Source organism: Maribacter sp. LLG6340-A2 (assembly GCF_045057105.1).
Taxonomy (GTDB): domain Bacteria; phylum Bacteroidota; class Bacteroidia; order Flavobacteriales; family Flavobacteriaceae; genus Maribacter.
Window position 1 is genome coordinate 2,637,098 of sequence record NZ_CP159332.1, and the last position, 22,850, is coordinate 2,659,947.

The 22,850-nt window shown below is 37.7% G+C and carries 17 protein-coding genes; 11 read left to right on the top strand and 6 right to left on the bottom strand.

The genetic code is table 11. From position 1 onward, the window contains the following. The first annotated feature begins 1 nt into the window (after position 1). The 4 genes from ABVM52_RS11025 to tsaB all read left to right on the top strand — a co-directional run bounded on the left by ABVM52_RS11025 (position 2) and on the right by tsaB (position 4,604). On the top strand, positions 2-1,258 hold the full coding sequence (locus ABVM52_RS11025; RefSeq protein ID WP_405380453.1) for an ABC transporter permease: 1,257 nt from the start codon (positions 2-4) through the stop codon (positions 1,256-1,258). Between the two features lie 43 nt (positions 1,259-1,301). Beyond that, a complete protein-coding gene (locus ABVM52_RS11030; RefSeq protein ID WP_405380455.1) occupies positions 1,302-2,423 on the top strand; it encodes an efflux RND transporter periplasmic adaptor subunit in 1,122 nt (373 codons plus the stop codon). 70 nt (positions 2,424-2,493) lie between these two features. Continuing rightward, positions 2,494-3,834 (top strand): TolC family protein, encoded by a 1,341-nt coding sequence (locus ABVM52_RS11035; RefSeq protein ID WP_405380457.1) that lies wholly within the window; start codon positions 2,494-2,496, stop codon positions 3,832-3,834. Between the two features lie 83 nt (positions 3,835-3,917). Beyond that, the gene (gene tsaB, locus ABVM52_RS11040; protein WP_405380459.1) at positions 3,918-4,604 is read left to right on the top strand and encodes a tRNA (adenosine(37)-N6)-threonylcarbamoyltransferase complex dimerization subunit type 1 TsaB; all 687 of its coding nucleotides are present in this window, start codon (positions 3,918-3,920) and stop codon (positions 4,602-4,604) included. Positions 4,605-4,614: 10 nt separating this feature from the next. Here tsaB and ABVM52_RS11045 read toward each other — a convergent pair whose 3' ends face one another. From ABVM52_RS11045 to ABVM52_RS11065, 5 genes are all read right to left on the bottom strand, one after another. Continuing rightward, complete coding sequence (locus ABVM52_RS11045) at positions 4,615-5,319, bottom strand: hypothetical protein (protein ID WP_405380461.1); 705 nt, start codon at positions 5,317-5,319, stop codon at positions 4,615-4,617. Between the two features lie 80 nt (positions 5,320-5,399). Then, the gene (locus ABVM52_RS11050) at positions 5,400-6,224 is read right to left on the bottom strand and encodes a mechanosensitive ion channel family protein (RefSeq protein ID WP_405380463.1); all 825 of its coding nucleotides are present in this window, start codon (positions 6,222-6,224) and stop codon (positions 5,400-5,402) included. A gap of 82 nt (positions 6,225-6,306) precedes the next feature. Continuing rightward, positions 6,307-8,349, bottom strand: coding sequence for a thioredoxin domain-containing protein (locus tag ABVM52_RS11055; RefSeq protein ID WP_405380464.1), 2,043 nt, complete (start codon positions 8,347-8,349; stop codon positions 6,307-6,309). Between the two features lie 67 nt (positions 8,350-8,416). Next, positions 8,417-8,617: a dodecin family protein gene (locus ABVM52_RS11060; RefSeq protein WP_116770345.1), complete on the bottom strand. Its 201-nt coding sequence runs from the start codon at positions 8,615-8,617 to the stop codon at positions 8,417-8,419. 71 nt (positions 8,618-8,688) lie between these two features. Beyond that, positions 8,689-9,597, bottom strand: coding sequence for a NifU family protein (locus ABVM52_RS11065; RefSeq protein WP_405380465.1), 909 nt, complete (start codon positions 9,595-9,597; stop codon positions 8,689-8,691). 123 nt (positions 9,598-9,720) lie between these two features. On the opposite strand from ABVM52_RS11065, the gene ABVM52_RS11070 reads away from it, so the two are divergent. Continuing rightward, complete coding sequence (locus ABVM52_RS11070) at positions 9,721-10,743, top strand: type IX secretion system membrane protein PorP/SprF (RefSeq protein WP_405380466.1); 1,023 nt, start codon at positions 9,721-9,723, stop codon at positions 10,741-10,743. Positions 10,744-10,785: 42 nt separating this feature from the next. Here ABVM52_RS11070 and ABVM52_RS11075 read toward each other — a convergent pair whose 3' ends face one another. Further along, positions 10,786-11,961 (bottom strand): vWA domain-containing protein, encoded by a 1,176-nt coding sequence (locus ABVM52_RS11075; protein ID WP_405380468.1) that lies wholly within the window; start codon positions 11,959-11,961, stop codon positions 10,786-10,788. Positions 11,962-12,165: 204 nt separating this feature from the next. On the opposite strand from ABVM52_RS11075, the gene ABVM52_RS11080 reads away from it, so the two are divergent. The 6 genes from ABVM52_RS11080 to ABVM52_RS11105 all read left to right on the top strand — a co-directional run bounded on the left by ABVM52_RS11080 (position 12,166) and on the right by ABVM52_RS11105 (position 22,843). Continuing rightward, positions 12,166-14,355, top strand: a complete 2,190-nt coding sequence (locus tag ABVM52_RS11080; protein WP_405380469.1) for a histidine kinase — start codon at positions 12,166-12,168, stop codon at positions 14,353-14,355. Next, entirely contained in the window at positions 14,355-15,086 is a 732-nt protein-coding gene (locus ABVM52_RS11085) for a LytR/AlgR family response regulator transcription factor (RefSeq protein WP_405380470.1), read from the top strand. The genes ABVM52_RS11080 and ABVM52_RS11085 overlap by 1 nt, the downstream gene beginning before the upstream one ends. Positions 15,087-15,099: 13 nt before the next feature. After that, positions 15,100-15,609, top strand: a complete 510-nt coding sequence (locus tag ABVM52_RS11090; protein ID WP_405380472.1) for a gamma carbonic anhydrase family protein — start codon at positions 15,100-15,102, stop codon at positions 15,607-15,609. Between the two features lie 75 nt (positions 15,610-15,684). Next, positions 15,685-16,578: an ACP S-malonyltransferase gene (fabD, locus tag ABVM52_RS11095; RefSeq protein WP_405380474.1), complete on the top strand. Its 894-nt coding sequence runs from the start codon at positions 15,685-15,687 to the stop codon at positions 16,576-16,578. Between the two features lie 152 nt (positions 16,579-16,730). Beyond that, entirely contained in the window at positions 16,731-21,854 is a 5,124-nt protein-coding gene (locus ABVM52_RS11100; RefSeq protein ID WP_405380476.1) for a Calx-beta domain-containing protein, read from the top strand. Between the two features lie 8 nt (positions 21,855-21,862). After that, complete coding sequence (locus ABVM52_RS11105) at positions 21,863-22,843, top strand: type IX secretion system membrane protein PorP/SprF (RefSeq protein ID WP_405380478.1); 981 nt, start codon at positions 21,863-21,865, stop codon at positions 22,841-22,843. Positions 22,844-22,850 lie beyond the last annotated feature (7 nt).

Here is a 22,850-nt window from a genome sequence, read left to right on the forward strand (position 1 = left end):
TATGTGGATTCTAGATAAAGATTTATGGTCGGAAATTTTTGCCACTTTGGGCAAGAATCTTTTTCGCACTTTTTTAACCATGCTGGGCGTTATTATCGCCATGATTATCCTGGTTTTGCTTTTGGGCGGGGCAAACGGTATGAGCAATGGATTTCAAAAAATATTTGCGGGTACGGCATCCAATAGTCTTTTTATATGGAGCCAAAGTACTTCTGAACCCTATAAAGGGTTTGAAAGAGGTCGTAGAATTCAATTTAAATTGGAAGATGCTACCATTTTAAAAGAGCAGATAAAAGAAATAGAAGTTTTGGCCCCGCGTATTGAACTAGGGAGTCATAGAGGCATAGTCACGGTTTATAGAAATGGGTTGACCAGTGGTTCCTCGGTTTATGGCGATTATCCCAATATTGACGATATCATGAAGAAAAAACTTGTAGAGGGCAGGTTTTTGAACGAAAATGATATGGCAGATTTTAAAAAGGTATGTGTTATAGGCGAAGAGACGTATAAACTACTTTTTGAAAAAGGTGAAAATGCCATTGGTGAAGATGTAAGGATAAACGGAGTATTCTTTAATATCGTTGGTATTTACAAGCCCAACCAAAATATTAACATTGATGGTGAAAATTCGGTATATATTCCTTTTTCCACCTTTCAAAAAGCATTTGGATCTGGGGATAGAATGGGTTGGATGGCAATTTCGGTTAAGCCCGATGTAAAAGTGCCTTTGGTAGAAAATCAAATAAAAAGATTACTAAAAAATAAATATGATATTAACCCTATAGACGAAAGGGCCATAGGAAGCTTTGACCTGTCCGAGGTATTCAATAATGTAACATCCTTTACCTCAGTATTGCAAGGGGTATCCTTTTTTGTAGGCATACTAACCTTACTGGCCGGTGTTATTGCAATAAGTAATATTTTATTGATCACCGTAAAGGAGCGCACAAAGGAAATAGGAATTCGCCGTGCATTGGGGGCAACCCCACGTGTCGTAAAAAGGCAGATAGTGTTAGAGTCTATTGTCATTACCGTATTTGCAGGATTTGTTGGTTTTGCCATTGCTGTAGGTTTTCTGGCCATTGGCAATAGTATGATAGGAGAAAATAGTGATGTACCCTTTTATAATCTAATGATCAGTATACCTCAATTTATAGTATCCTTTGTGTTAATGGTAGGTCTAAGTGTTTTAATAGGCCTTATACCGGCTAATAGGGCAATTAGAATTAAACCGATTGATGCATTACGGGAAGAATAACGAACCAGAAAATAGAAAATAAATAACAATCAAATAGTTGAGCATGAACAAGTATGTAAAGTACGGATTACTAGGAGTGGCAGTAATAGGAATATTGGCTGCGGTGGTCTATTTTTTAAAGAAAAATAGTACTCCTCTAAAAACATATGAAACAGAGCAAGTTGAAAAGAGAGACATTGTAAATAAGGTCGTGGTTACCGGTAAGGTTATCCCAGAAGATGAAATTGAGATCAAGCCTCAAATTTCCGGTATAATAGAAAAGGTGTATTTAGAAGAAGGTGCGCAGGTAAAGGCGGGAGATTTAATAGCAACTATTAAAGTGGTGCCCAATGAGCAGTCTCTGAACCAGGCAAAAGGGCGAGTTAGCAATGCTAAAATTGCGTTAGGGAATACCAAGGTAGAATATGAGAGAAACAAGACCTTGTTTGACAAGGGTGTGATCTCCAGTCAAGATTTTAATACCTTGAAGTTAAGATATGATCAAGCTGTACAAGAACTGGAGAATGCACAGGCCGACTATCAGATTATTAGAGTAGGTTCCGCAGGAGGTTCTTCTAGTGCCAATACTAATATTAGGGCAACGGTTACTGGAACTTTATTGGAGATTCCGGTTGAGGTAGGTGATCAAGTTATTGAAAGTAACAATTTTAACGACGGTACCACTATTGCTACTATTGCAGATATGTCCAAAATGATTTTTGAAGGGGAAGTGGATGAGGCCGAAGTAGGAAAATTAGAAGTAGGTATGCCTTTGGAAATAAGTATGGGAGCTCTACAAGACGAAACTTTCAAGGCCAAACTAAAGTTTATAGCTCCAAAAGGAGTTGAGGAAGAAGGAGCCGTACAATTTAAGATAGAAGGTGATTTGGTGGTAACGGATAGTACCAATGTAAGGGCTGGCTACAGTGCTAATGCCGCCATTGTCCTAGAGGAAAAGAAAGATGTACTTTCCATCAAAGAGGCATTGCTACAGTTTGATAAGGAAACCAACAAGCCTTATGTAGAAGTTGAAACCGGGGAAAATCAATTTGAAAAGAAAGAATTGGAATTAGGGGTTAGTGATGGTATCGATGTAGAAATTTTATCGGGAATCGATGAAAATGCCAAAATAAAAATTTGGAACAAACTAGATGCCAAGAGCGATGATAATGGTGGCAACCAATAAGTATATACTCAATCAAATCAAAAAACGAATCGTGTAGTCAAACCTAGGTTTGGTTCAAAAAAGAAAACAAATGAAAGTAAAAATAACAGGATTACTACTATTATGCTCTATAGTGCTGGGTATGGCCCAACAGAAGAAGTGGACACTAGAAGAGTGTGTTTTATATGCTGTCGAAAACAACTTAACCGTAGCGCAAGCTGAATTAAATTTAGAAAATGCAAGAATTGATCAATCAGATGCCATGGGAGCTCTATTGCCAAACTTAAATGGATCTTTGAGTGCTTCTGCTAATACAGGTTTGGCATTGGATCCCACAACAAATAATTTGGTTTCTGCAACAATATTTTCTGCTTCGGGCAATATGACCTCATCGGTTACATTATTTGATGGTCTTAGAAATTATAACCGAATAGAGAGAGCAAAGCTCAACGTAATTAGAGGTCAGTATCAATTAGATGATTTTAAAGATGATATAAAGTTAAGCGTTGCTAATGCGTACCTTCAGGTGTTGTCTAACAAAGAATCTCTTAAAGTTCTTAAGGCACAGAATGCAGTATCCTTACAAGATTTAGAACGCACCAAGGAATTGGTAAATTCTGGAGTAGTGCCCCGTGGTGATTTGTTGAATATTGAGGCTACGGTAGCAGATCAAGAGCAACAGATTGTAAATTCAGAGAGTATGATACTAATATCTAAAATAAGTTTGGCACAAATGTTAGGTATTACAGATTATGAGAATTTTGATATTGCAGAAGAAGAGTTTGATATACCGCCTTCTGATATTTTAGGAAATTCAGCAAAGGTTATTTTTGATAAGGCATTGACCTTTAGAAATGATATAAAGTTTGCTATGTCCGGGATAGAATTAGCTCAAAAAGACTTAGAGATTGCTAAGGGTGCAAGATATCCAAGTGTTGGAGCTTTTATTAATTATAATACCAGATATTCTGATCAAAATAATGACCCATTTACTGGGGAGGCAATTCCGTTTAAAGATCAGTTATATATCAATGATGGTATATCTTATGGCGCTCAAATGAGTATTCCTATTTTTAATGGTTTCAGTGTTAGAAATAATATAAAAAGGGCTAAAATTACAGTTGATCAGGCTAGAATCGATTATGAAAGATCCATATTGGAATTGGAGACAGATGTAAATCAAGCTTATGTCAATGTAATCAGCTTTTATAAGGCGTACGAGGCAGCAGAAAAAACATTGGAGGCAAGACGTTTAGCTTATCAATACTCTAAAGAACGTTTCGATGTTGGATTGATGAATTCTTTTGATTTTAGTCAAGAACAATCAAGAGTTGATAATGCTGAAGCAGAAGTGGTTAGAACAAAATATGATTACATCTTCAGATTAAAAATATTGGAATTCTACTTTGGTATTCCTATTTCTTTAGAATAATACAAACCTTAAATAGTTTAATAGCCCGTAATATTTACGTATTACGGGCTTTTTCATTTTATAGGAAGTAATACCTTTGCAGTATGGGCTTAATTTTAAATTTAGAAACATCTTCTACCAATTGTTCCGTATCCATAGCTCGTAATGGAAAAATTCTCGCAATCAGGGAATTGAATTCGGCCAATTATTCGCACGCTGAAAAATTACATGTATTTATAGAAGAGGTAACGCAAGAAGCTTGTTTGAAAATGGAAGATTTAGAGGCTGTAGCGGTCAGTAAGGGTCCTGGGTCTTACACCGGACTTAGAATAGGGGTTTCTGCGGCCAAAGGTTTGTGTTATGCTTTGGGCATACCTCTTATTTCTATTGCTACTTTAGCGAGTATGGCATCGCAAATAGTAGATAGGCAAAATAATATGGTTATCATTCCGGTGTTGGACGCCAGACGGATGGAGGTATATTCCGCAGTTTTTGATCATGAAATGAATCAAATAAGAGAAACCAAGGCTGAAATTATCGATGAACATTCTTTTCAAGATTTTTTGGTGGAGAAGCAAGTTCATTTTGTAGGCAGTGGAGCTGAAAAAATCAAAGAAGTAATCTCTACAGGTTCAAGTTTATTTCACACAGACGTGGTTCCTTCTTCTAAAGAAATGGCAACACTTTCGTTTAAAAAGTATAAAGAACAGCAATTTGAAGATGTAGCTTATTTTGAACCTTATTATTTAAAGGATTTTGTCTTACAGACCAAAAAGGTAGCGAATACCTAGTCTATTTTGTTTAGAGCATTGTTGTGTCCTTGTCTAAAGTGTTATAATAATTTAACAGCTTGATGATATCCTCCTTTGATCTCATATTTAGGTCTTTATCCTTGATGTATTTTTTTATATCATTGGTATCGTCATTCAAAAATTTTAAGACGGATTTTTTGTTCAATTTAATTGCCGTTGCTGGTTGATCGCCTTGCTGTAGATAATATTCGGTAACGTCTAAATACTTTGCGGGTTTATATACATCATAACCATTTTCAGGATTTTCTGCTTGTACGAATATTTTTTTTGGTCTTATTAACAAGCGCGTATATCCTTCGTTCAGCGGATTAAAATATCCTGCCTTTACCTGGCCCATACTTTTATAATTTCTGACCATATACAAAGTGCCATCAATATCGGCAATGATGTTTTCTCTTCTTAATAACGCACGTACGGAGCCATTTTCATTTTTTATTTCTATGACATCATGATATGCATCATACCTCATTAAACCATCATTTTTATGAGTACCGTTAATGATAGTGGTTCCTTTTTTAAAAAGTTCGTTTACATAGGGTGAGCCTTCAATAGGAACTTCGTAATAAGACCTACCCATCTGTGCAGTGGTCATAAGTCCATTTGACGTTCCAATGGGTTGCACGCTTTGGGCAAAAGAAACTTGCGCTACGAATATCAGGAAAGTAAATAATTTGTACATAATATCGTATTTCATTAAAAATACAAATTAATACGTTGATTTACAATGATTTGAAAAAAAACCTCCGTATGGAAGTTTAAGATAAACGCCGTGAATTATCCTTTGACCTGAGTAACTACTCGTTGCGGGAACGGGATTTCAATGCCGGCAGCATCAAACCTATATTTTATTTCTTCCAGTACATAAAAATGTGCGGCCCAGAAATCAGAATTATTGGCCCAGAAGCGTAACGTTAGGTTAACGGAACTGTCTGCCAATTCCCCTACATAAACTTCAGGGGCAGGTTCTTTAAGGATGGTTTCTCGTTCTTTGCAAATAGCAAGCATAATTTCCTTTGCTTGTTTAATGTTGGAACCATATCCTATGCCCACGTCAATTTTATCTCGTCTAGTGTTCAAGGCATTATAATTAACAATGGTATTATTAGAGAGTTGTCCATTGGGTATAACGGCAATCTGGTTTCCAAAGGTGCTTACTTTTGTTGTAAAGATGGAAATTTCCCTAACCGTACCGTCTACACCTTGCGCTGATATAAAATCACCGATCCGGAATGGTTTAAATAGCAATATAAGCACCCCACCCGCAAAATTGGCTAATGACCCTTGTAATGCCAAACCTATTGCTAGACCGGCAGAGGCTAGGATAGCCACTAAAGATGTGGTCTGCACCCCTAATTGGGTGATTACCAAAACAAATAGGATAATTTTTAAACCAATACTTATAAAACTTTGTAAGAACGTTTCCAAAGCAAGGTCATAATCTTTTCTAAGGAAGAATTTGCGAACCATTTTATTGATGAAGCGTATAATATACGTTCCTAAAACCAGTAAAATAATGGCAATTACTACATTGGGCAATACTGCCCACATCCATTCCAACGCTTTATCTGCATGTTCTTGAAGATTCATGATCTTATCCATAACTCGTGTAACTTTTTTATTTTTTAAAACTTACCAGGAAATTTTATTTGGTACAAATGGGCGGAAAATTTTTTAAGGAAATTTATGTGATTAATTTCATTGCCTCCTCAACACCTTCTATGGGTAGGTGACAAGTACCATTTTGGCAAACATAAATCAATGTTTTATTTTCAACATACCTATTTTTAAACAATGAAAACTCACTGGATTTTGCATCTGAAGCAGCAAAGATAGTATTTGGCATATAGCTCTTTTGCATTTTTTTGCATATGCGTTCATAATTTTCACCTATAACGACCACTTCATAGAATTTTTCATTTATTAATGATAAAATATGAAGCCAATTTGCGTGATTCTGTGGGCGTTCCTGTATGGTTTTATACAGGGTTTTCGTTATTTGGTCTAATCTTTTTTGATATATATCCTCTGGATAGTACTTAGATAACTTAAGAAGATTAAGAGCCATAATGGAATTGGACGACGGTATAACATTATCCGCAACTTCAATTGTATTTCGTATTAACTTATTTTCTTTGTTAGATGTGAAAAAGAAAAGTCCGGTTTCGGTATCGGAGAAATGATCAATTACATAATTGGTTAACCGTAAGCTTTCGTTTAGCCATTTTTCATCGAATGTAATTTCATATAACCCTATAAATGCCTCTATTGTAGATGCGTAATCTTCTAGAAAGCCATAAATGGTGCTTATACCGTTTTTATGATTATGATACAGACCACCATCTTCCAAACTCATATTATCTAAGATAAAATCAGCATTTTTTAAAGCGAGTTCTTTATATTTTTCCTTTTCTAAATACCGATAGGCATCTGTAAGACCTTTTAATGCAAGTCCGTTCCAGGAACTTAATATCTTATCATCTAATCTTGGTTTTTTACGTTTTGCCCGTTCTTTTTTCAACAGGGCAAGAGAGTTTGAAATGATTTCTTTCAATTCTATTTTAGAAATGGAATGCTTCATGGCAATATCCAAAGCTTCCCCATCTCTTATTAATACATAATTGTCCTCTTCCCAAAAGCCATAAGAGTTGATGTTGAAATAATCGGCAAAAATGGGATAATCACTCTTTAATATGTCTTTTAATTGATTTTCTTGCCAAACATAATATGCGCCTTCTACTAATTTGTTATCCGTAGTTAAACTATCGGCATCTAAGGAAGAATAAAATCCGTATTTTTTGTCAAGCAGTTCTTCTTCAATAAAAGTAACACAATCTTCTACAATGCTTTTGTAAAGCTCGTTTTTGGTAGCGGCATAGGCGTTGGAATACAGACTGATCAATAGCCCGTTGTCATACAGCATTTTTTCAAAATGGGGAACATGCCATTTGGTGTCGACGGAATATCGAGAAAAACCACCACCTACATGATCAAAAATTCCGCCCCATGCCATTCTGGTCAATGTGGTATTCACATATTCAAGAATATTTTCATCTTCCCTAACGTGCGAATAATGCAGAAGAAAATTAAGGTTCACTGGCATCATAAACTTAGGTGCTCGCTTATATCCGCCTAAAAATGTATCGAAATAGTTAGACCAATCGGCAACCATATGATCTATTTCCTCACTTTTAATTACGTCTTGATTGTCTTCTGTAACTATTGCATTAATCTCCTTAAGCCCATGTGCCATATTTTCGGCATAGCCAATAACTTTCTTTGGGTCTTCTATATATAATTGTTGCAGTTGGTTCAGCACCTGAATCCAATCTTGTTTTTTTACATAGGTAGCGCCCCAAAAAGGTCTGCCATCTGGTAGTGCTAGTATATTTAATGGCCAGCCGCCACTACCGGTCATCATTTGTAGTGCATCCATATAAATATAATCAATATCTGGCCGTTCTTCCCTATCAACTTTTATATTGATGAAATGTGCATTCATGGTCTCTGCAACTTCTTCATCTTCAAAACACTCATGCTCCATTACATGGCACCAATGACAGGCTGCATAGCCAATACTGATCAGTATTAGTTTGTTCTCATCTTTTGCTTTTTGCAAAGTGGCATCGTTCCAAGCTTCCCATTGTACGGGATTGTGGGCATGCTGCAACAAATACGGACTGCTTTCTTTTATAAGATTATTGGTATGCTTTTGTGGAACGGGCATATTTTGGATTTTAATTTTGAGACAAAAAAAAGCGCCGGAAGGCGCTTTTCTAAATGCTTGTTATCAATTATTTCACTTCAAAAGTGATTTTTACATTTACTCTGTAATTTTTGATTTTTCCATCTTCAACGGTTGCACTTTGCTCGTTGATATATACAGACTTGATATTTTTAACTGATTTAGATGCTTCTGCAACTGCTTGCTTTGCTGCATCTTCCCATCCGTTGTCAGAATTTGCTAAAATTTCGATTACTTTTAAAACTGCCATAATTAATGATTTTTAGATTTCCTACAAGTTACAAAATTAGAAGGCAATCTTTAATTCATTTAAATGGATAATTAGCCGTTAAGCGCAACCACCTCATTTACCTTTTCTCCCATCATATTTTTTAACATGGTTTCAATGCCGTTTTTAAGGGTAAATGTTGATGAAGGACATCCGCTACAAGCTCCTTGAAGAATAACATTTACCGTTTTTGTATCCGTATCATAGGATTTAAACAAAATATTACCGCCATCACTGGCAACGGCAGGTTTAACATATTCCTCTAAAATATCCACAATCTCTTGGGAAGTTTCATCCAAATCCTCTGTAGGCTGTGTGGTTATTGTCTCAGAAACCTGTTTTGGGTCGTTAGATTTGGCGTTGTCCGCCACTATTTCTTTGCCCTCTGCAATGAAATTGCGAATAAGCTCACGAAGTTCTATGGTAATATCTTCCCATTCCGCAACTTCAAATTTTGAAACGGAAACATAGTTCTCATCAATAAAAACTTGCTTTACAAAAGGAAATTGGAACAAGGCCGTTGCCAATTTGGAATCTCTTGCCTCATCTATATTTTTAAATTCAAAAGCGGCTCCTACAATTTTTTTACTGGCTACAAACTTCATGGTAGAAGGGTTTGGTGTAACCTCGGCATAGACGGTAACAGGAATAGGCTTATTCATATCTTCCTCTATTACTATGGGCTCCCCCGCGTTTAGATATTCAACCAATTGCTGTGCTACTTCATCCTTTACATCTTCCCATTGAACAATATCAAATCTTTCCAACCCAATAAAATCACCAGAAATATAAACCGTTTTAATAAAGGGTAGGTAAAATAATTGCTGGGCCAATGGTGAATTTTTAGCTTCATCAATATTTTTATATTCGTAGTTTTTTCGGTGTACTAATAAATGATTAGTTTCGAATTTTAATATATTAGGGTTATTGGTTTTAACGACCGTTATTGAATACTCTTTCATTGCTGTTTTAATTTATGCAAAAATACAAAGGAAATCTTAGTTTAAGTATACATAATAATGTTATGGTTAACCCGTTATACACTTTATAATATTAGAACTAGTTTTTAGTTTCAAAGCCCCAAGATGAGATACAGCTTAGTATTGTTTTTATTGTTGCTTTTTGTAGGTTCCCAATCCAAAGCACAAGAAGGTATACCCGTATATTTTGATTATTTATCGGATAATTACTATTTGGTTTTTCCGTCCATGGCGGGAATAACACAGGGAGGTAAAATTAGGGCAACAGCCAGAAAGCAGTGGTTTGATGTTGATGATGCTCCAAGTTTACAGACTATAAATGCACATTTTAGATTGGGCGATTCCCCCAGTGGAATAGGGGCTATCATTTTCAACGATGCCAATGGCTATCACTCGCAGACCGGTTTAAAGTTGACCTATGCCCACCATTTAAGAATGGGCGGTAATGATTTGCGCGTACTGAACCAATTATCATTTGGGTTAAGTGCCACAATTCTACAAAGTAGTTTGGACGAAACAGAATTTAGGTCTACACAACCAGACCCCGCTGTTGCAGGAATAAAATTAAGTTCATCCTATACTAATGTGGATATTGGTATTTCATATAACTTTCAAGAATTCTATACGCATTTTGCGGTTACCAATGCTCTAACAGGTAGCAAGAGAAATGTATATTATAGGGATAGACAAGATAATCCTGATCAATTGGTCATTGACAATATTAGAAGATATTTAATTTCTACCGGTTATGTATTCGGCAGAAACGAATGGCAAGTAGAACCTTCTATATTATTTCAATTGACCGAGTTTACAAAGGAAAAGAATATTGACATCAATGCTAAGGTATACCGGGATGTGGATTTTGGTAGAATTTGGGGAGGTCTATCCTATAGAAGAAGCTTTGACGGTGCGCAATTTCAAGATAGTGGTTCTTTTGGAGAACAACGTTTGCAGTTGGTTACGCCTATCATAGGAGCTAACATCAAGAATTTTATGGTGTCCTATAATTATTCTTACCAAATGGGAAGCATACGTTTTGACAATGGTGGTTTTCACCAGATTACCTTAGGGTACGACTTTGGACAGGCCGAACGTAAATATGATTGCTATTGCCCTGCAGCCAATTAAAAGAGCCCACTTTTTTTCATGGGCCCTTGGTATTTAATTTAATTAATCCCAAATATAATTTTTGGTTGCAGCCTGTTTTTTAAGGGCCTGGATCATAACACTTTCTAATTCTCCCGTAGCGTTCTCAGCTTGGTGTTTGGCTATATAAGCACTTCGCTTGCTATTATAATCTAAAATTTGCTGCTGTATTTTTTCGCGTTCCTTCTTTTTGGACACCACATACGCTTCAATTTCTTTCTTGCTTTTATCTTGTAATTCCGTGGGTAGGTCTTTTACGTCCACTTCTTCAATGTTAAATGCAGAATCGTCATAGGCGTCTACCAAATCCCAGTTTTTGTTATTGTAAAGTCTAGAACTTTTACTCACGGCCCTTTTTATGGCTACCGCCTCCTCTATTTCAAATGCATTATAATCTTGCTCTTTTTGTGCGGATATTTTCTTTTGCCCCATAGGTCCATAAGAGATATAAGTAGCGTTCATTTTAGAATTTAATTGTATAATTATTTCGTCATATGGGGTGGCAATATGTACCACTTCCTTGTTATGATCAATGGCCATATATTCACCCCCGGTCATAGTTGCGCCATTTTTCCAAAAGGTATGTATTCCTTGATCATAGTTACCACAAAAAATGGTGTTTACCACAATGTCTTTTTCCTTGGCATTGTCTAATGCATTTTTGTAATTGTACCTGCCTTGGTCAAAAGGTTCGTTTCCGGCAATAAAAATCAACCGTAAATGATCTGGATTTTTATTCCATGGTAACTGTTGTAAAGAAGTCTGTATTACTTTGCCACAATATTCTTCGCCACCATTGGTAGATAAGGAGAATAATTTTTCGGAGATTTCATCAAGGTCGCTACTGAAATCCAATACTTGTTGAACATATCCTTCATTAGCATTAAGATTATCGTTTCCATATTGGTAAAGTGCAATTTGTAGGTTGGGTCTTGTTCCATTTTCGCACTTGGCCGTGCTAAACTCGTTTACAATATCCCATAATTGGGATTTTGCTTGATTTATGAGTCCGTCCATACTATTACTTGTGTCCAACAACAACGCAATCTGTACCGTATTATCCTTTAATATTTCTGATGTTTCTAAGGTGTGGGCCATTAATTTGACCGTATTTTTTGGTATTCTTTCCTTACAGGCAAAAGCCATTGAAAGGGTCAGAAATAAAATTGCCGAGGATGAAATCTTGTTGAGCTTTACCATGATGATTATATTTTTAATTCTTGGCCAAACTAAGAGGAAACTATTTTCTATACTATCGGTAATGAGGCAACAGTAGGTTTGGATGAGCCACTTGGACGGTCTGGTTTTTAAAATGGTAAAATAGTGGTCTTTAATAGGGGAATAGTACTTTTTATGATTTTTTAGTACCGTAAAAATCCTCTAAGTTTACAACAATCATAGTACATGAAAAAAAGTATAGTTTTCATATTATTTAGTATCATGGCCATAGTAATGGGCGCTGTATGTTGTTATGCCCAAGAAGCGGCCCAAACATTTACCTTACATGGTAGGGTAGAGGTGAAAGAAACCGGTAGGCCAATATCTGGAGTATCCGTATCTACTAATTTGGGTAGTTATGTATTAACCAATGGTTTGGGTGAATTTAACATCAATGTGCGTATTGGGGATGAACTTATTGTTGAGGCCGTAGATATTGAAACGGTACGCTACCGTATTAAAGGTAATGATGATGTATTGATACAGGTAGAGAACTATTCAACATCAAGGTCAACTACTAAAAATGTTTCCCTAAGGCATCAAACCTTGCTGGATTCTGCAGAACATTATAAGGATAACGATATTGAAAAAAGTATTGATTTTGTTGCCCAATCTATTGCTGTCCTAGGTAAACGAGGACAAAAGAAAGAATTGGCCCGATCATTATCCAAACTAGGCGAAATTTATCAATATCATAAACAAATAGACTTAGCTATAGATAACTACGAAGATGCGTTAGAGGCCAACAAAACTATCAAGACCACTCTCTTATTGGCCAAAGTGTACAATATCTCCGCTAGGTATAATGAGGCTATACTTTTGTTAGACCCTTTACTGGAACTTAAATCCATGGTCCCATATCAAAGGGTTGCATTATATGAATTGATGGGCGACGCCAAAAAAGGAAACGGAGAAGTGCTACAGGCCATTGAATTCTATAAGGAGGGATTGCATATTGCCGAAAAAAACCAAATCACCCCAAAGTTAATCGATTTAAACTCCAAGATTGCAGAGGCCTACTCCAGAGAAAATAAGATTATAGAGGCAGAAGCTTATTTTGATAATTCGCTACAATTGGCAGAAACATCGGCACCATTAAGAGCGTTACAGGAAAATGAAAAGGTGGCCGATTTTTACAATGAAAAAAGTAGGTTCAGCGAGGAAATCAATATGCGAAAAAGAAGTTTGCAGGATATTAAAAAACTTAGCACGCCTAAAATTGGCATATCCAAGTTAGACCAAGCGGATACCATTACTTCACAACGCATTAACTATAAAATTGCCAATGCTTATATTGCCCAGGATAAATATAATGAGGCAATTCCTTTCCTTAAAAAAAGTATTATAGAGGCAGATACGGAAGATGATCTGGTGGTACAAAAAGATGCAACGAGAAAACTTTCCGAAGTTTATAAGGAAAAAGGGGATTATACCAAAGCTTTGGACACCTACCAGTCTTACGTGGCGTTGGTAGATACGCTTTACATTAGAAAAGAGCAGGAAATTTCAAGGGCCAACCGTATAAATAGGGATATTGCCAATGCTCAAAGTAGGTTGGTAGGACTGGAAAATGAAAGGGAACTTTCTCAAAGTAAATATGATTTGGCGTTGACCGAGCAGCAATTGGTTGAGGAAAGTTACAAAAGGCAGCAATGGGTCATTTATTCATTGATTTTTGGGCTTTTATTAACCGTTTTGGCGGCATTCTTTTTTTACCGGAGCAATCAACAACAAAAATTAACCAACAATTTGCTGGCCTTAAAATCATTAAGGTCTCAAATGAATCCACATTTTATATTCAACGCCCTCAATTCTGTCAATAATTTTATTTCTAAAAGCGATGAGCGTAGTGCCAATAGATATTTAAGTGAATTCTCTACCCTTATGCGTTCCGTATTGGAAAATTCTGAAGAGGATTTTATACCCTTGGCCAAGGAGCTGGAACAGTTAGAGCTGTATATTAAACTGGAGCACTCAAGGTTTAAGGATAAATTTGATTATGAGATCATAGTAGATGATGACGTTCCTGTAAACAAATATCAAATACCACCAATGTTATTGCAACCGTATATTGAGAACGCAATTTGGCACGGTTTACGTTATAGGGAGGCCAAAGGATTGCTTCGTGTATCGATCAAGGTAGAAAGCAACAATTCTGTGGCCATTTGTATTACGGACAATGGTATTGGCCGTAAAAAATCAGCATCCATCAAAACACAGAATCAGAAAAAACAAAAATCTAAAGGGATGGGAATTATACAGAAACGTGTTGCCATTTTGAACGATATGTATACGGACAAGGTTTCCATCAACATATCTGATCTTAAAAACGATGGCTCTGGGACCAAGGTGTTGTTCATACTAAAAAAGGAATAATGGATTTAAAAGCGATAATTGTAGAGGATGAAGCCAATAGTAGGGAAATTATAAGAAATTATATTACCAAATATTGCAAGAATGTATTATTGGTGGGTGAAGCAGCTTCCATAAAAGAAGCTATGGTTCTTATTGAAAACAATACGTTGGATTTGATATTCTTGGATGTGGAAATGCCTTTTGGTAATGCTTTTGATCTTTTGGACCAACTACCCGATCGTACTTTTGAAACGGTTTTCGTAACCGCTTATGATCAATATGCAAAAGATGCCTTGAACCATCATGCAGCGTATTACTTGACCAAACCTATAAATATTGATGAATTGATCAATGCCGTTGATTATGTAGAGACGGTACGTGCCAAGGAAATTGCATTGGAGGGTGAGGTCCTAAGTTCCAAATCTAAAGGGGTTACGGGTAAACTGACCTTACCACAGCAAGACGGATTTCAAGTGTTGAATATTCCGGAAATTCTATATTGTAAAGCAGATGATAATTACACTGAAATCTATTTGGAGAACACCAAGATATTAGTAAGTAAGACATTGAAATACTTTGAAGATGCGTTGGCAGAATTCGCTTTCGCCAGGGTGCATAAATCTTATTTGGTCAATGTAAATGAAGTGGTAAAATACCGAAAGGGCAAAGGTGGTAGTGTGGTAATGTCCAACGGAAAGGAATTACTGGTCTCTGCATCAAAAAAGAAAGATTTTTTAGCATTTTTTAATTAATTAAATCAATTACATGATCAAGGAAGTAAGAGGTAAAAGCCCAATAATAGGAGAAGATTGTTTTATAGCCGAAAATGCTACGCTTGTAGGTGAGGTGTCTATGGGGGATCAATGTAGCATATGGTTTAATTCTGTGGTAAGGGGAGATGTGCATTTTATAAAAATGGGGAACAAGGTCAATGTTCAGGACGGTGCCGTTATTCATTGTACCTATCAAAAATCGCCTACAACTATTGGTAATAATGTATCAATTGGACATAATGCCATTGTACACGGGTGTACCATTCATGATAATGTATTGGTAGGTATGGGAAGTATAATTATGGATGATTGTGTTGTGGAAAGTAATAGCATCATAGCTGCCGGTGCTGTAGTGACCAAAGGTACCCATATACCCTCTGGCAGTGTTTTTGCGGGAATGCCGGCAAAGAAAATAAAGGATATCAGCCCAGAATTGAGCAATGGGGAAATCAATAGAATTGCCGAGGCCTATACCATGTATTCCGGATGGTTTAAGGAATAGGGATATAAGTGCTTTTGATTACGCTAATGATGTCTGCCTAAAATCCTTATTTTTGCCGCACCTAAACTAAAAGTTATGAACGCATATGTTTTTCCTGGGCAAGGTGCCCAATTTGTTGGAATGGGAATGGATCTTTATGAAAAATACCTGGTAGCCAAAGAACTCTTTTTACAGGCAAATGAAATATTGGGCTTTGATATTACAGAAGTAATGTTCAATGGTACTGCAGAAGGATTAAAGGAAACCAAGGTTACACAACCAGCTATATTTTTACACTCGGTTATATTGAGTAAAGTAATGGGAGATTCCTTTCAGCCAGCTATGGTCGCAGGACATTCCTTGGGTGAGTTTTCCGCATTGGTAGCCAATAATACATTAAGTTTTGAAGACGGGTTAAAGCTCGTGTCCCAACGTGCTTTGGCCATGCAAAAGGCATGTGAGCTACAGCCTTCTACCATGGCTGCCGTATTAGGTTTGGAAGATAAAATAGTAGAGGATATCTGTAACGATGCTAACGGAGTAGTGGTTGCAGCGAATTATAATTGCCCGGGGCAGTTGGTTATTTCCGGTGAAGTTGCTGCCGTTGAATCGGCTTGTGAAAAGTTGAAAGAGGCAGGAGCGCGTAGAGCGTTAATGTTACCTGTTGGTGGTGCTTTTCATTCTCCGTTAATGGAACCGGCAAGGGAAGAATTGGCCGCTGCCATTGAGAATACCCAATTTGCGGTACCTAGTTGTCCTATATATCAAAATGTGCCTACTACCGCGGTCAATGATGCCACAGAAATCAAGAAAAATTTAATGTTACAGCTTACGGCCCCTGTAAAATGGACGCAAAGTGTTCAACAAATGGTTAAGGACGGTGCAAGTCTGTTTACGGAAATAGGACCGGGAAAGGTATTACAAGGATTGATCAGAAAAATTGAGCCCAGTGCCCAAACGCAATCCCCAACTCTTGATAGCGACGCGTAAAGGAGGCGGAAATACCGTTTAACCCAAAAATCCTTTTTTCAACTGTTTGTGAGGGGTTTACCTTGATTTTTTCGTAATATTGAGACCCTTTTTTTTTGATTGTAGAATTTAGAACTTTCTCAATTATAGTGTAGGGTTAGATAATGAATGCTATGAAAATGAATATATATAAGAGTCTGTTGAAGTTTCGGTTCATTAAATGGTTTAAGCAGCATCTATTTGTTTTTGGAATACTGGTTTTGGGAGTTTTTTCTCAAAATGTTTCAGCTCAAAATGTTTCTGTTGATAATAACCAGAACGCCAATGAAGGTAGCACTACACCTGGTAGTTTTAGAGTTTCGGTAGCCCCTTCTTTTTCATCAGGTACTATCATAGTACAATACGACGTTGAAATTGGTACTGCTACACCTGGGGTAGATTATGTACAGTTAAGTGGCGAGGTTGAAGTAACGTACAACGGATTATCAGGCGGAAGTGCTTTAATAAATGTTTCTACAGAAGCTCAGGATCTTTTAGTTGAGGGGTCGGAAACGGTTAACATAAAGCTTGTTCCTGATCCAAGTTATACATTAAGTGGAAATGACGAGGCAACAGTTATTATATTAGATGATGATTTCGCAGAGTTAAGTATTGATGATGAACAAGAAATTGAAGGTGAGGGTTTAGTTTTCACTATTGTTGCTTCACCACCAGTTCAATATGATTATGAGGTAAATGTAGATTTTGGTGGAGGGACTGCTGATAAGGGTGATACAGCTATAAATTTTCCAGAGGACTATGATGGAGATAGTCAAGTTATTTCTTTTGAAGCTGGGGCAACCAATAAACAAGTACTTGTTCGAACGGGAAATGATACAGTGGTTGAGGAAGATGAAACTTTTACTGTCACACTTTCAAGCGCGACAAACACTAACGTGATTGTTGGAGATACTGCAGAAGGTACTATTTTAAACGATGATTTCATTCAAGTAAATGTAGTTTCCGAACGACCAAATGTAAATGAGGATGGATCTGGCCAAGATGGTAGGTTTAGGATTGAGCTCAGCGAAGATAACGATACGGGCGAAGACCTAACCGTGAGTTATAGTATTACAGGTTCGGCTACCGCCGGAGATGATTATGAGGCCGTTAGTGGTACATTGATTATTGAAGAGGGTAGGGATTTTAGAAATGTGGATATAGTGGCTATAGACGACACTGATGTAGAAGGAAACGAAACGGTAATATTGACCATTACGAGTCTAGATGCAGGACCAAGTAGTCCCCTTTTTGAAATTGGAGATGACGATTCTGGGACTGTCACTATCATAGATGATGATATCCCAGGTGTTACCGTTACTAATATTAGTGGCGATACCAGTGAGGATTTGGATACGGCAAGTTTTACCGTAACCTTGAACACGGAACCCACAGATCCGGTTACCATATTATTGTCCAGTTCAGATGCTACGGAAGGTACTGTTCCGGCATCTATCACTATTCCAACAGCTAGTTGGGATACAGGGGTTACCGTAACGGTGACCGGAGTAGATGATGATGTGGTAGATGGTGATGTCACCTATACCATTAATACGGGGAATGTTACTTCAGATGATCCAAATTATGATGGGTTAACGGGTGCAGATGTAGCCAATGTTACGGTTGTCAACAATGACAATGATGCTGTTGGCATTAATGTAGGAACTATTAGCGGAAATACATCTGAAGATGGCACAACGGCTACCTTCTTGGTTACTTTAGATTCAGAGCCAACCGCACCGGTTACCATAGCCTTAAGCAGTAGTGATGATACGGAAGGTACAGTGCCGGCTAATGTGGTCTTGAACGCTGGCAATTGGCAAACGGGGGCAACGGTTACCGTAACAGGAGTTGATGATACTGCTGTAGACGGAGATATAGAATACACAATAATTACAGGAAATGTAACCTCAACGGATGCCAATTATAATGCATTGGATGGTAGTGATGCAGCCAATGTTACGGTAATTAACGATGATGATGATGCCTTTGAGGCCAGTGTGCAGTCCACAACGGCTTCTGCCAATGAAAATCCGGTTTCCAACGGTGTTTTTACGATAGATTTAGGCGCAGTAAATCAAACGGGAGGTCCAGTATCTGTAAATTATGCCATGTCCGGCACCGCTACGGAAGGTTTGGATTATAGTAATTTAAGTGGTACGGTATCTATCCCTAATAATCAGCGTACGGCAACGGTAACTATTGCACCGATCAACGATAGTGATATTGAAAATAACGAAACCGTCATTTTGACGATATCTCCTGGTGCGGATTATACTATTGCTGCACAGAACAATGCCACGGTTATCATTATAAGTGATGATGCCAATATTGCACGTATTACAGCTTCTGATGATACGGCAGCTGAAAGTAACGGTAGTCTGGCAACCGGAGAGTTTACGATCAATCTTAATTCGCCAAATAATACGGGTAGTGCCATAACGGTTAATTATACCATAAGTGGTACGGCCACCAATGGTGTAGATTACACTGAAATAAACGGTAATGCGGTGGTAATTCCCAACGGGTCACAGTCGGCCGTTATTACTATTACCCCTACCAATGATCAATTGCAGGAAGAATCTGAAGATGTTACCATTACACTTGAAGATGGTACTGGGTATGAATTGGGTAGTGTTGCATCACGTTCCGCTACAGTGATTATTGAGGATAACGATCAAGCCACTTTAACCATATCAAATGCAACGGTAAATGAAAATGTAGCTTCTGGGGAATTGTTGTTTAATGTAGTATTGGATCTAGCTGTGGTAGGTGGTACTACCGTTAGTTATTCTTTTGATGATGAAACAGCAACTGGTGGAGGTACCGATTATGAAGGCGTAAGTGGTAGTTTAACATTTACAGGTACGGCTAATGAAACGTTGCAAATTGTAGTGCCTATTATCAATGACGAGCTTTTAGAAGAAACGGAAACCTTTACAGTGCAGTTGGGACTACCGTCCAACAATGTACAGAGGGCCAATGGAGGAACGGCTACTGGTACGATCAATGATGATGATAATTGTGTAGCGGCGCCTATTTTAGACCCTTCCGTTTCCATGATCTATTGCGTAGAAGTAGGAAGCGATGATGGATTTGTAGCCAATTTGTTCGATTATACACAATCTGAAGCTCCCAATGGTACCGTATTGACATGGAGTAGGGTTTCCGATCCATTGAATACGGACTCCCATTTATCACCCGCAGAAGCTCAAAGTATAGATGCACCGGCATCTTATTATGGATTCTTTTATGACGCGGACAATAATTGTGCAAGTGGTACCATAGAAGTACAGATAGTTGAAAATGATATTCCACAATTTATCAATGTTGCGGGTAATGAACGTTGCGGGCCAGGTACACTTTTATTAAGTGCGGAGCCTAGTGAAGGTGCTTCCGTAAATTGGTATGATACCATTGACTCTGACACGCCTATTGCCTTTGGACAAACATTTACCACGCCCAGTTTAAATGCAACAAGGTCATATTTTGTAGAAGCTACGGAAAATGGCTGTGCTACGGAACGTCAAGAAGTTATTGCCCGGGTTGGGGTACAGGCAAGCACGGGAACGGAACAGAATGCATCTATATGTAATTTGGCGACAAACGGACTTACTGAATTGGATCTGGATACTACCCTAACGGATGCAGATGCAGGGGTTTGGATCTTTGTATCTGGACCGGAAGATGATATTAATATCAATTCTACCAATGAGGTCAATTTTGAAGGATTAGCTTCAGGTGAATATATATTTAGGTTTACGACAACTAACTCTACCGCCCCTTGTTTAAACCCATCTGTAGATGTTACGGTCACGGTTAGCGATTGTGAGAGCGATGATGATAATGACGGACTTTTGGGTGGGGAAGAGGTAAGTCTGGGAACGGATTCCAATAATCCGGATACGGATGGTGACGGTATTAATGATGGTGATGAAGTAGGACCGGATATTGAAAACCCTTTAGATGAAGATAATGATGGTATTATAGATGCGTTGGATTCCAATACTGAAGATTCGGACAATGATGGGGTGAACGATCAACAAGATCCAGCCAACGATAACCCCTGTATACCCAATAGGTTTAATGGTAGTTGTGATACGGATGGTGATGGAATTTCCGATTTGGACGAACAGACCAATGGTTCTGATCCTGACGACCCTTGTGATCCGGTCGAATCGCCTGACTGTGACGACCCCATTGATTTGGAGGTGTTAAAGAGTGTGGACAATCTAGATGCTTTGGTGGGCGACACTATAACATTTGCCATTTTAGTTACCAATTTGTCAACTAGAATGGCAAGAGCCATAGTAGTCGGTGACCTTTTGGAACTTGGTTTTGATTTTGTTTCTGCAAGTTCTGCAGACTATGACGAAATATCAGGGAATTGGAATATTGCAGAATTGGAAGCTGGTCTTTCCGCAGAGCTGTCCATAACAGTTGTAGTTGCGGAAGAAGGGCCATATACAAATACGGCCACCTTATTGGAGTCCATCCCTACGGATAATAACCCGGCAAATGATGAGGCAACCGTTATCTTGAATACAGAAGCTCCAGAAGGTGTAGATCTTAAAATTGAAAAAGAAGCTCGCCCAGATAAAGTACTGGTTGGTGATGAGGTCGAGTTTATTATTAGGGTGACCAATATATCAGAGTCAGATGTTGTCACAAATATTGTTGTCAATGATTTAATCTTAATTGAAAACGGATTTGAATTTGTTTCTGCAGCATCGGATTTTAACGGAACCTATGATGAAGCTACCGGTAATTGGAACATTCCTACATTAAACAGGGAAGAAACAGCACGTTTGATCATCAGGGCAAGAGTACCTGAAATAGGAGTATTTACCAATACCGCAAACATTGTTTCCTCTTTTCCTAGAGATGGTAATCCATTGAACAATGAAGCCACCGTTGATGTGGAGGTCATTAATAAGACGGAGGCAGAACCCGGGGTCCTTTTTAATCAATTTTCTCCAAATGGAAACAATCAGAATGAAGTTTTACGTATCAATCGTACTAAGATAGATCCGGATACCGGAGTGCGGACAGAGGTAAATCTGCAATATAAAATCAAAATTTATGATCGTTATGGGAATTTGGTGTTCGAGACGGAGAAGATAAATGATGTAGATGTTTGGGACGGTACCTATAAGGGTAAGGAAGTACCAAAAGGAACCTATTTTTATATTATGAATTATAGCATTAATAATGAACCCCCAACTATAGATAAGGGTTGGATACAGCTTATTAGATAAAATAAATTATGGATTATAACTTAAATACACAGGGTTATACACTTGTACTGCTTCTATTTTGTCTTTTAGGCTTTAATGCATATTCACAAAAAGAGCCGCAGTATACCCAATACATGTATAATATTGGCAGTTTTAACCCCGCTTACGTGGGTACTGTAGAAAATCCGGAGTTGTCTGCACTATACAGGGCGCAATGGATAGATATACCAGGTGCTCCTAGAACCTTACGTTTTGGTGCCAACCTACCTTTAAATAATGAAAAGGTTGGTTTGGGATTAAATGTAATAAGTGATCAATTAGGCCCTATGTCACAAACCTATGCGGATATCTCCTACTCCTACCAGATTATGGTAAGTGATGAAACCAAGCTTTCATTTGGTGTGGACGCCGGAGGTAGTTTCTTAAATGTCGATTTTTCAAAAGGGACCTTTGAAAATCCTGGTGAGAATTTAAATGAAGAAATGCTAAACAAGTTCTACCCTACAGTAGGGGCAGGGGCGTTTCTTTATTCAGACGATTGGTACTTGGGGGCGTCTGTACCCAACTTCTTGACGGAAGGTGTATATAATGATGATGTTGCGGCCATTGTTGAAGATAAGATTCAGTTTAATTTTATAGGGGGGTATGTTTTTAATTTATCCGATAATTTAAAATTTAAGCCGGCCTTTTTAGTAAATTCCATTCAAGGTTCTCCCATTAACTTAAATTTATCCACTAATTTTTTAATTTCCGATGTAGTTACGGCGGGTGCTTCGTATCGTTTGGATAATGCGTTTAGCGGTTTGGCCGGATTTCAGGTTTCCAATTCGCTTTTCCTAGGATATTCATATGATTATAACACCAATTTATTGGGGGAATTTAATAATGGCTCTCATGAGGTTATCTTAAAATTCTACATTGGTAGGAGCGGTTCTTCCAAAAACAGCGGTGATAAAGATAAAAATGCTAAGGGCAAACCTAAACAAATTGATTCACCTAGATTCTTTTAAAGTGAAC

What these genes read in the sequence shown, in the direction of transcription:
- ABVM52_RS11025 (WP_405380453.1), top strand. Translation starts at nt 2, where the DNA reads ATGTGGATTCTAGATAAAGATTTATGGTCGGAAATTTTTGCCACTTTG.
- ABVM52_RS11030 (WP_405380455.1), top strand. Translation starts at nt 1,302, where the DNA reads ATGAACAAGTATGTAAAGTACGGATTACTAGGAGTGGCAGTAATAGGA.
- ABVM52_RS11035 (WP_405380457.1), top strand. Translation starts at nt 2,494, where the DNA reads ATGAAAGTAAAAATAACAGGATTACTACTATTATGCTCTATAGTGCTG.
- tsaB (WP_405380459.1), top strand. Translation starts at nt 3,918, where the DNA reads ATGGGCTTAATTTTAAATTTAGAAACATCTTCTACCAATTGTTCCGTA.
- ABVM52_RS11045 (WP_405380461.1), bottom strand. Translation starts at nt 5,319, where the DNA reads ATGAAATACGATATTATGTACAAATTATTTACTTTCCTGATATTCGTA.
- ABVM52_RS11050 (WP_405380463.1), bottom strand. Translation starts at nt 6,224, where the DNA reads ATGGATAAGATCATGAATCTTCAAGAACATGCAGATAAAGCGTTGGAA.
- ABVM52_RS11055 (WP_405380464.1), bottom strand. Translation starts at nt 8,349, where the DNA reads ATGCCCGTTCCACAAAAGCATACCAATAATCTTATAAAAGAAAGCAGT.
- ABVM52_RS11060 (WP_116770345.1), bottom strand. Translation starts at nt 8,617, where the DNA reads ATGGCAGTTTTAAAAGTAATCGAAATTTTAGCAAATTCTGACAACGGA.
- ABVM52_RS11065 (WP_405380465.1), bottom strand. Translation starts at nt 9,597, where the DNA reads ATGAAAGAGTATTCAATAACGGTCGTTAAAACCAATAACCCTAATATA.
- ABVM52_RS11070 (WP_405380466.1), top strand. Translation starts at nt 9,721, where the DNA reads ATGAGATACAGCTTAGTATTGTTTTTATTGTTGCTTTTTGTAGGTTCC.
- ABVM52_RS11075 (WP_405380468.1), bottom strand. Translation starts at nt 11,961, where the DNA reads ATGGTAAAGCTCAACAAGATTTCATCCTCGGCAATTTTATTTCTGACC.
- ABVM52_RS11080 (WP_405380469.1), top strand. Translation starts at nt 12,166, where the DNA reads ATGAAAAAAAGTATAGTTTTCATATTATTTAGTATCATGGCCATAGTA.
- ABVM52_RS11085 (WP_405380470.1), top strand. Translation starts at nt 14,355, where the DNA reads ATGGATTTAAAAGCGATAATTGTAGAGGATGAAGCCAATAGTAGGGAA.
- ABVM52_RS11090 (WP_405380472.1), top strand. Translation starts at nt 15,100, where the DNA reads ATGATCAAGGAAGTAAGAGGTAAAAGCCCAATAATAGGAGAAGATTGT.
- fabD (WP_405380474.1), top strand. Translation starts at nt 15,685, where the DNA reads ATGAACGCATATGTTTTTCCTGGGCAAGGTGCCCAATTTGTTGGAATG.
- ABVM52_RS11100 (WP_405380476.1), top strand. Translation starts at nt 16,731, where the DNA reads ATGAAAATGAATATATATAAGAGTCTGTTGAAGTTTCGGTTCATTAAA.
- ABVM52_RS11105 (WP_405380478.1), top strand. Translation starts at nt 21,863, where the DNA reads ATGGATTATAACTTAAATACACAGGGTTATACACTTGTACTGCTTCTA.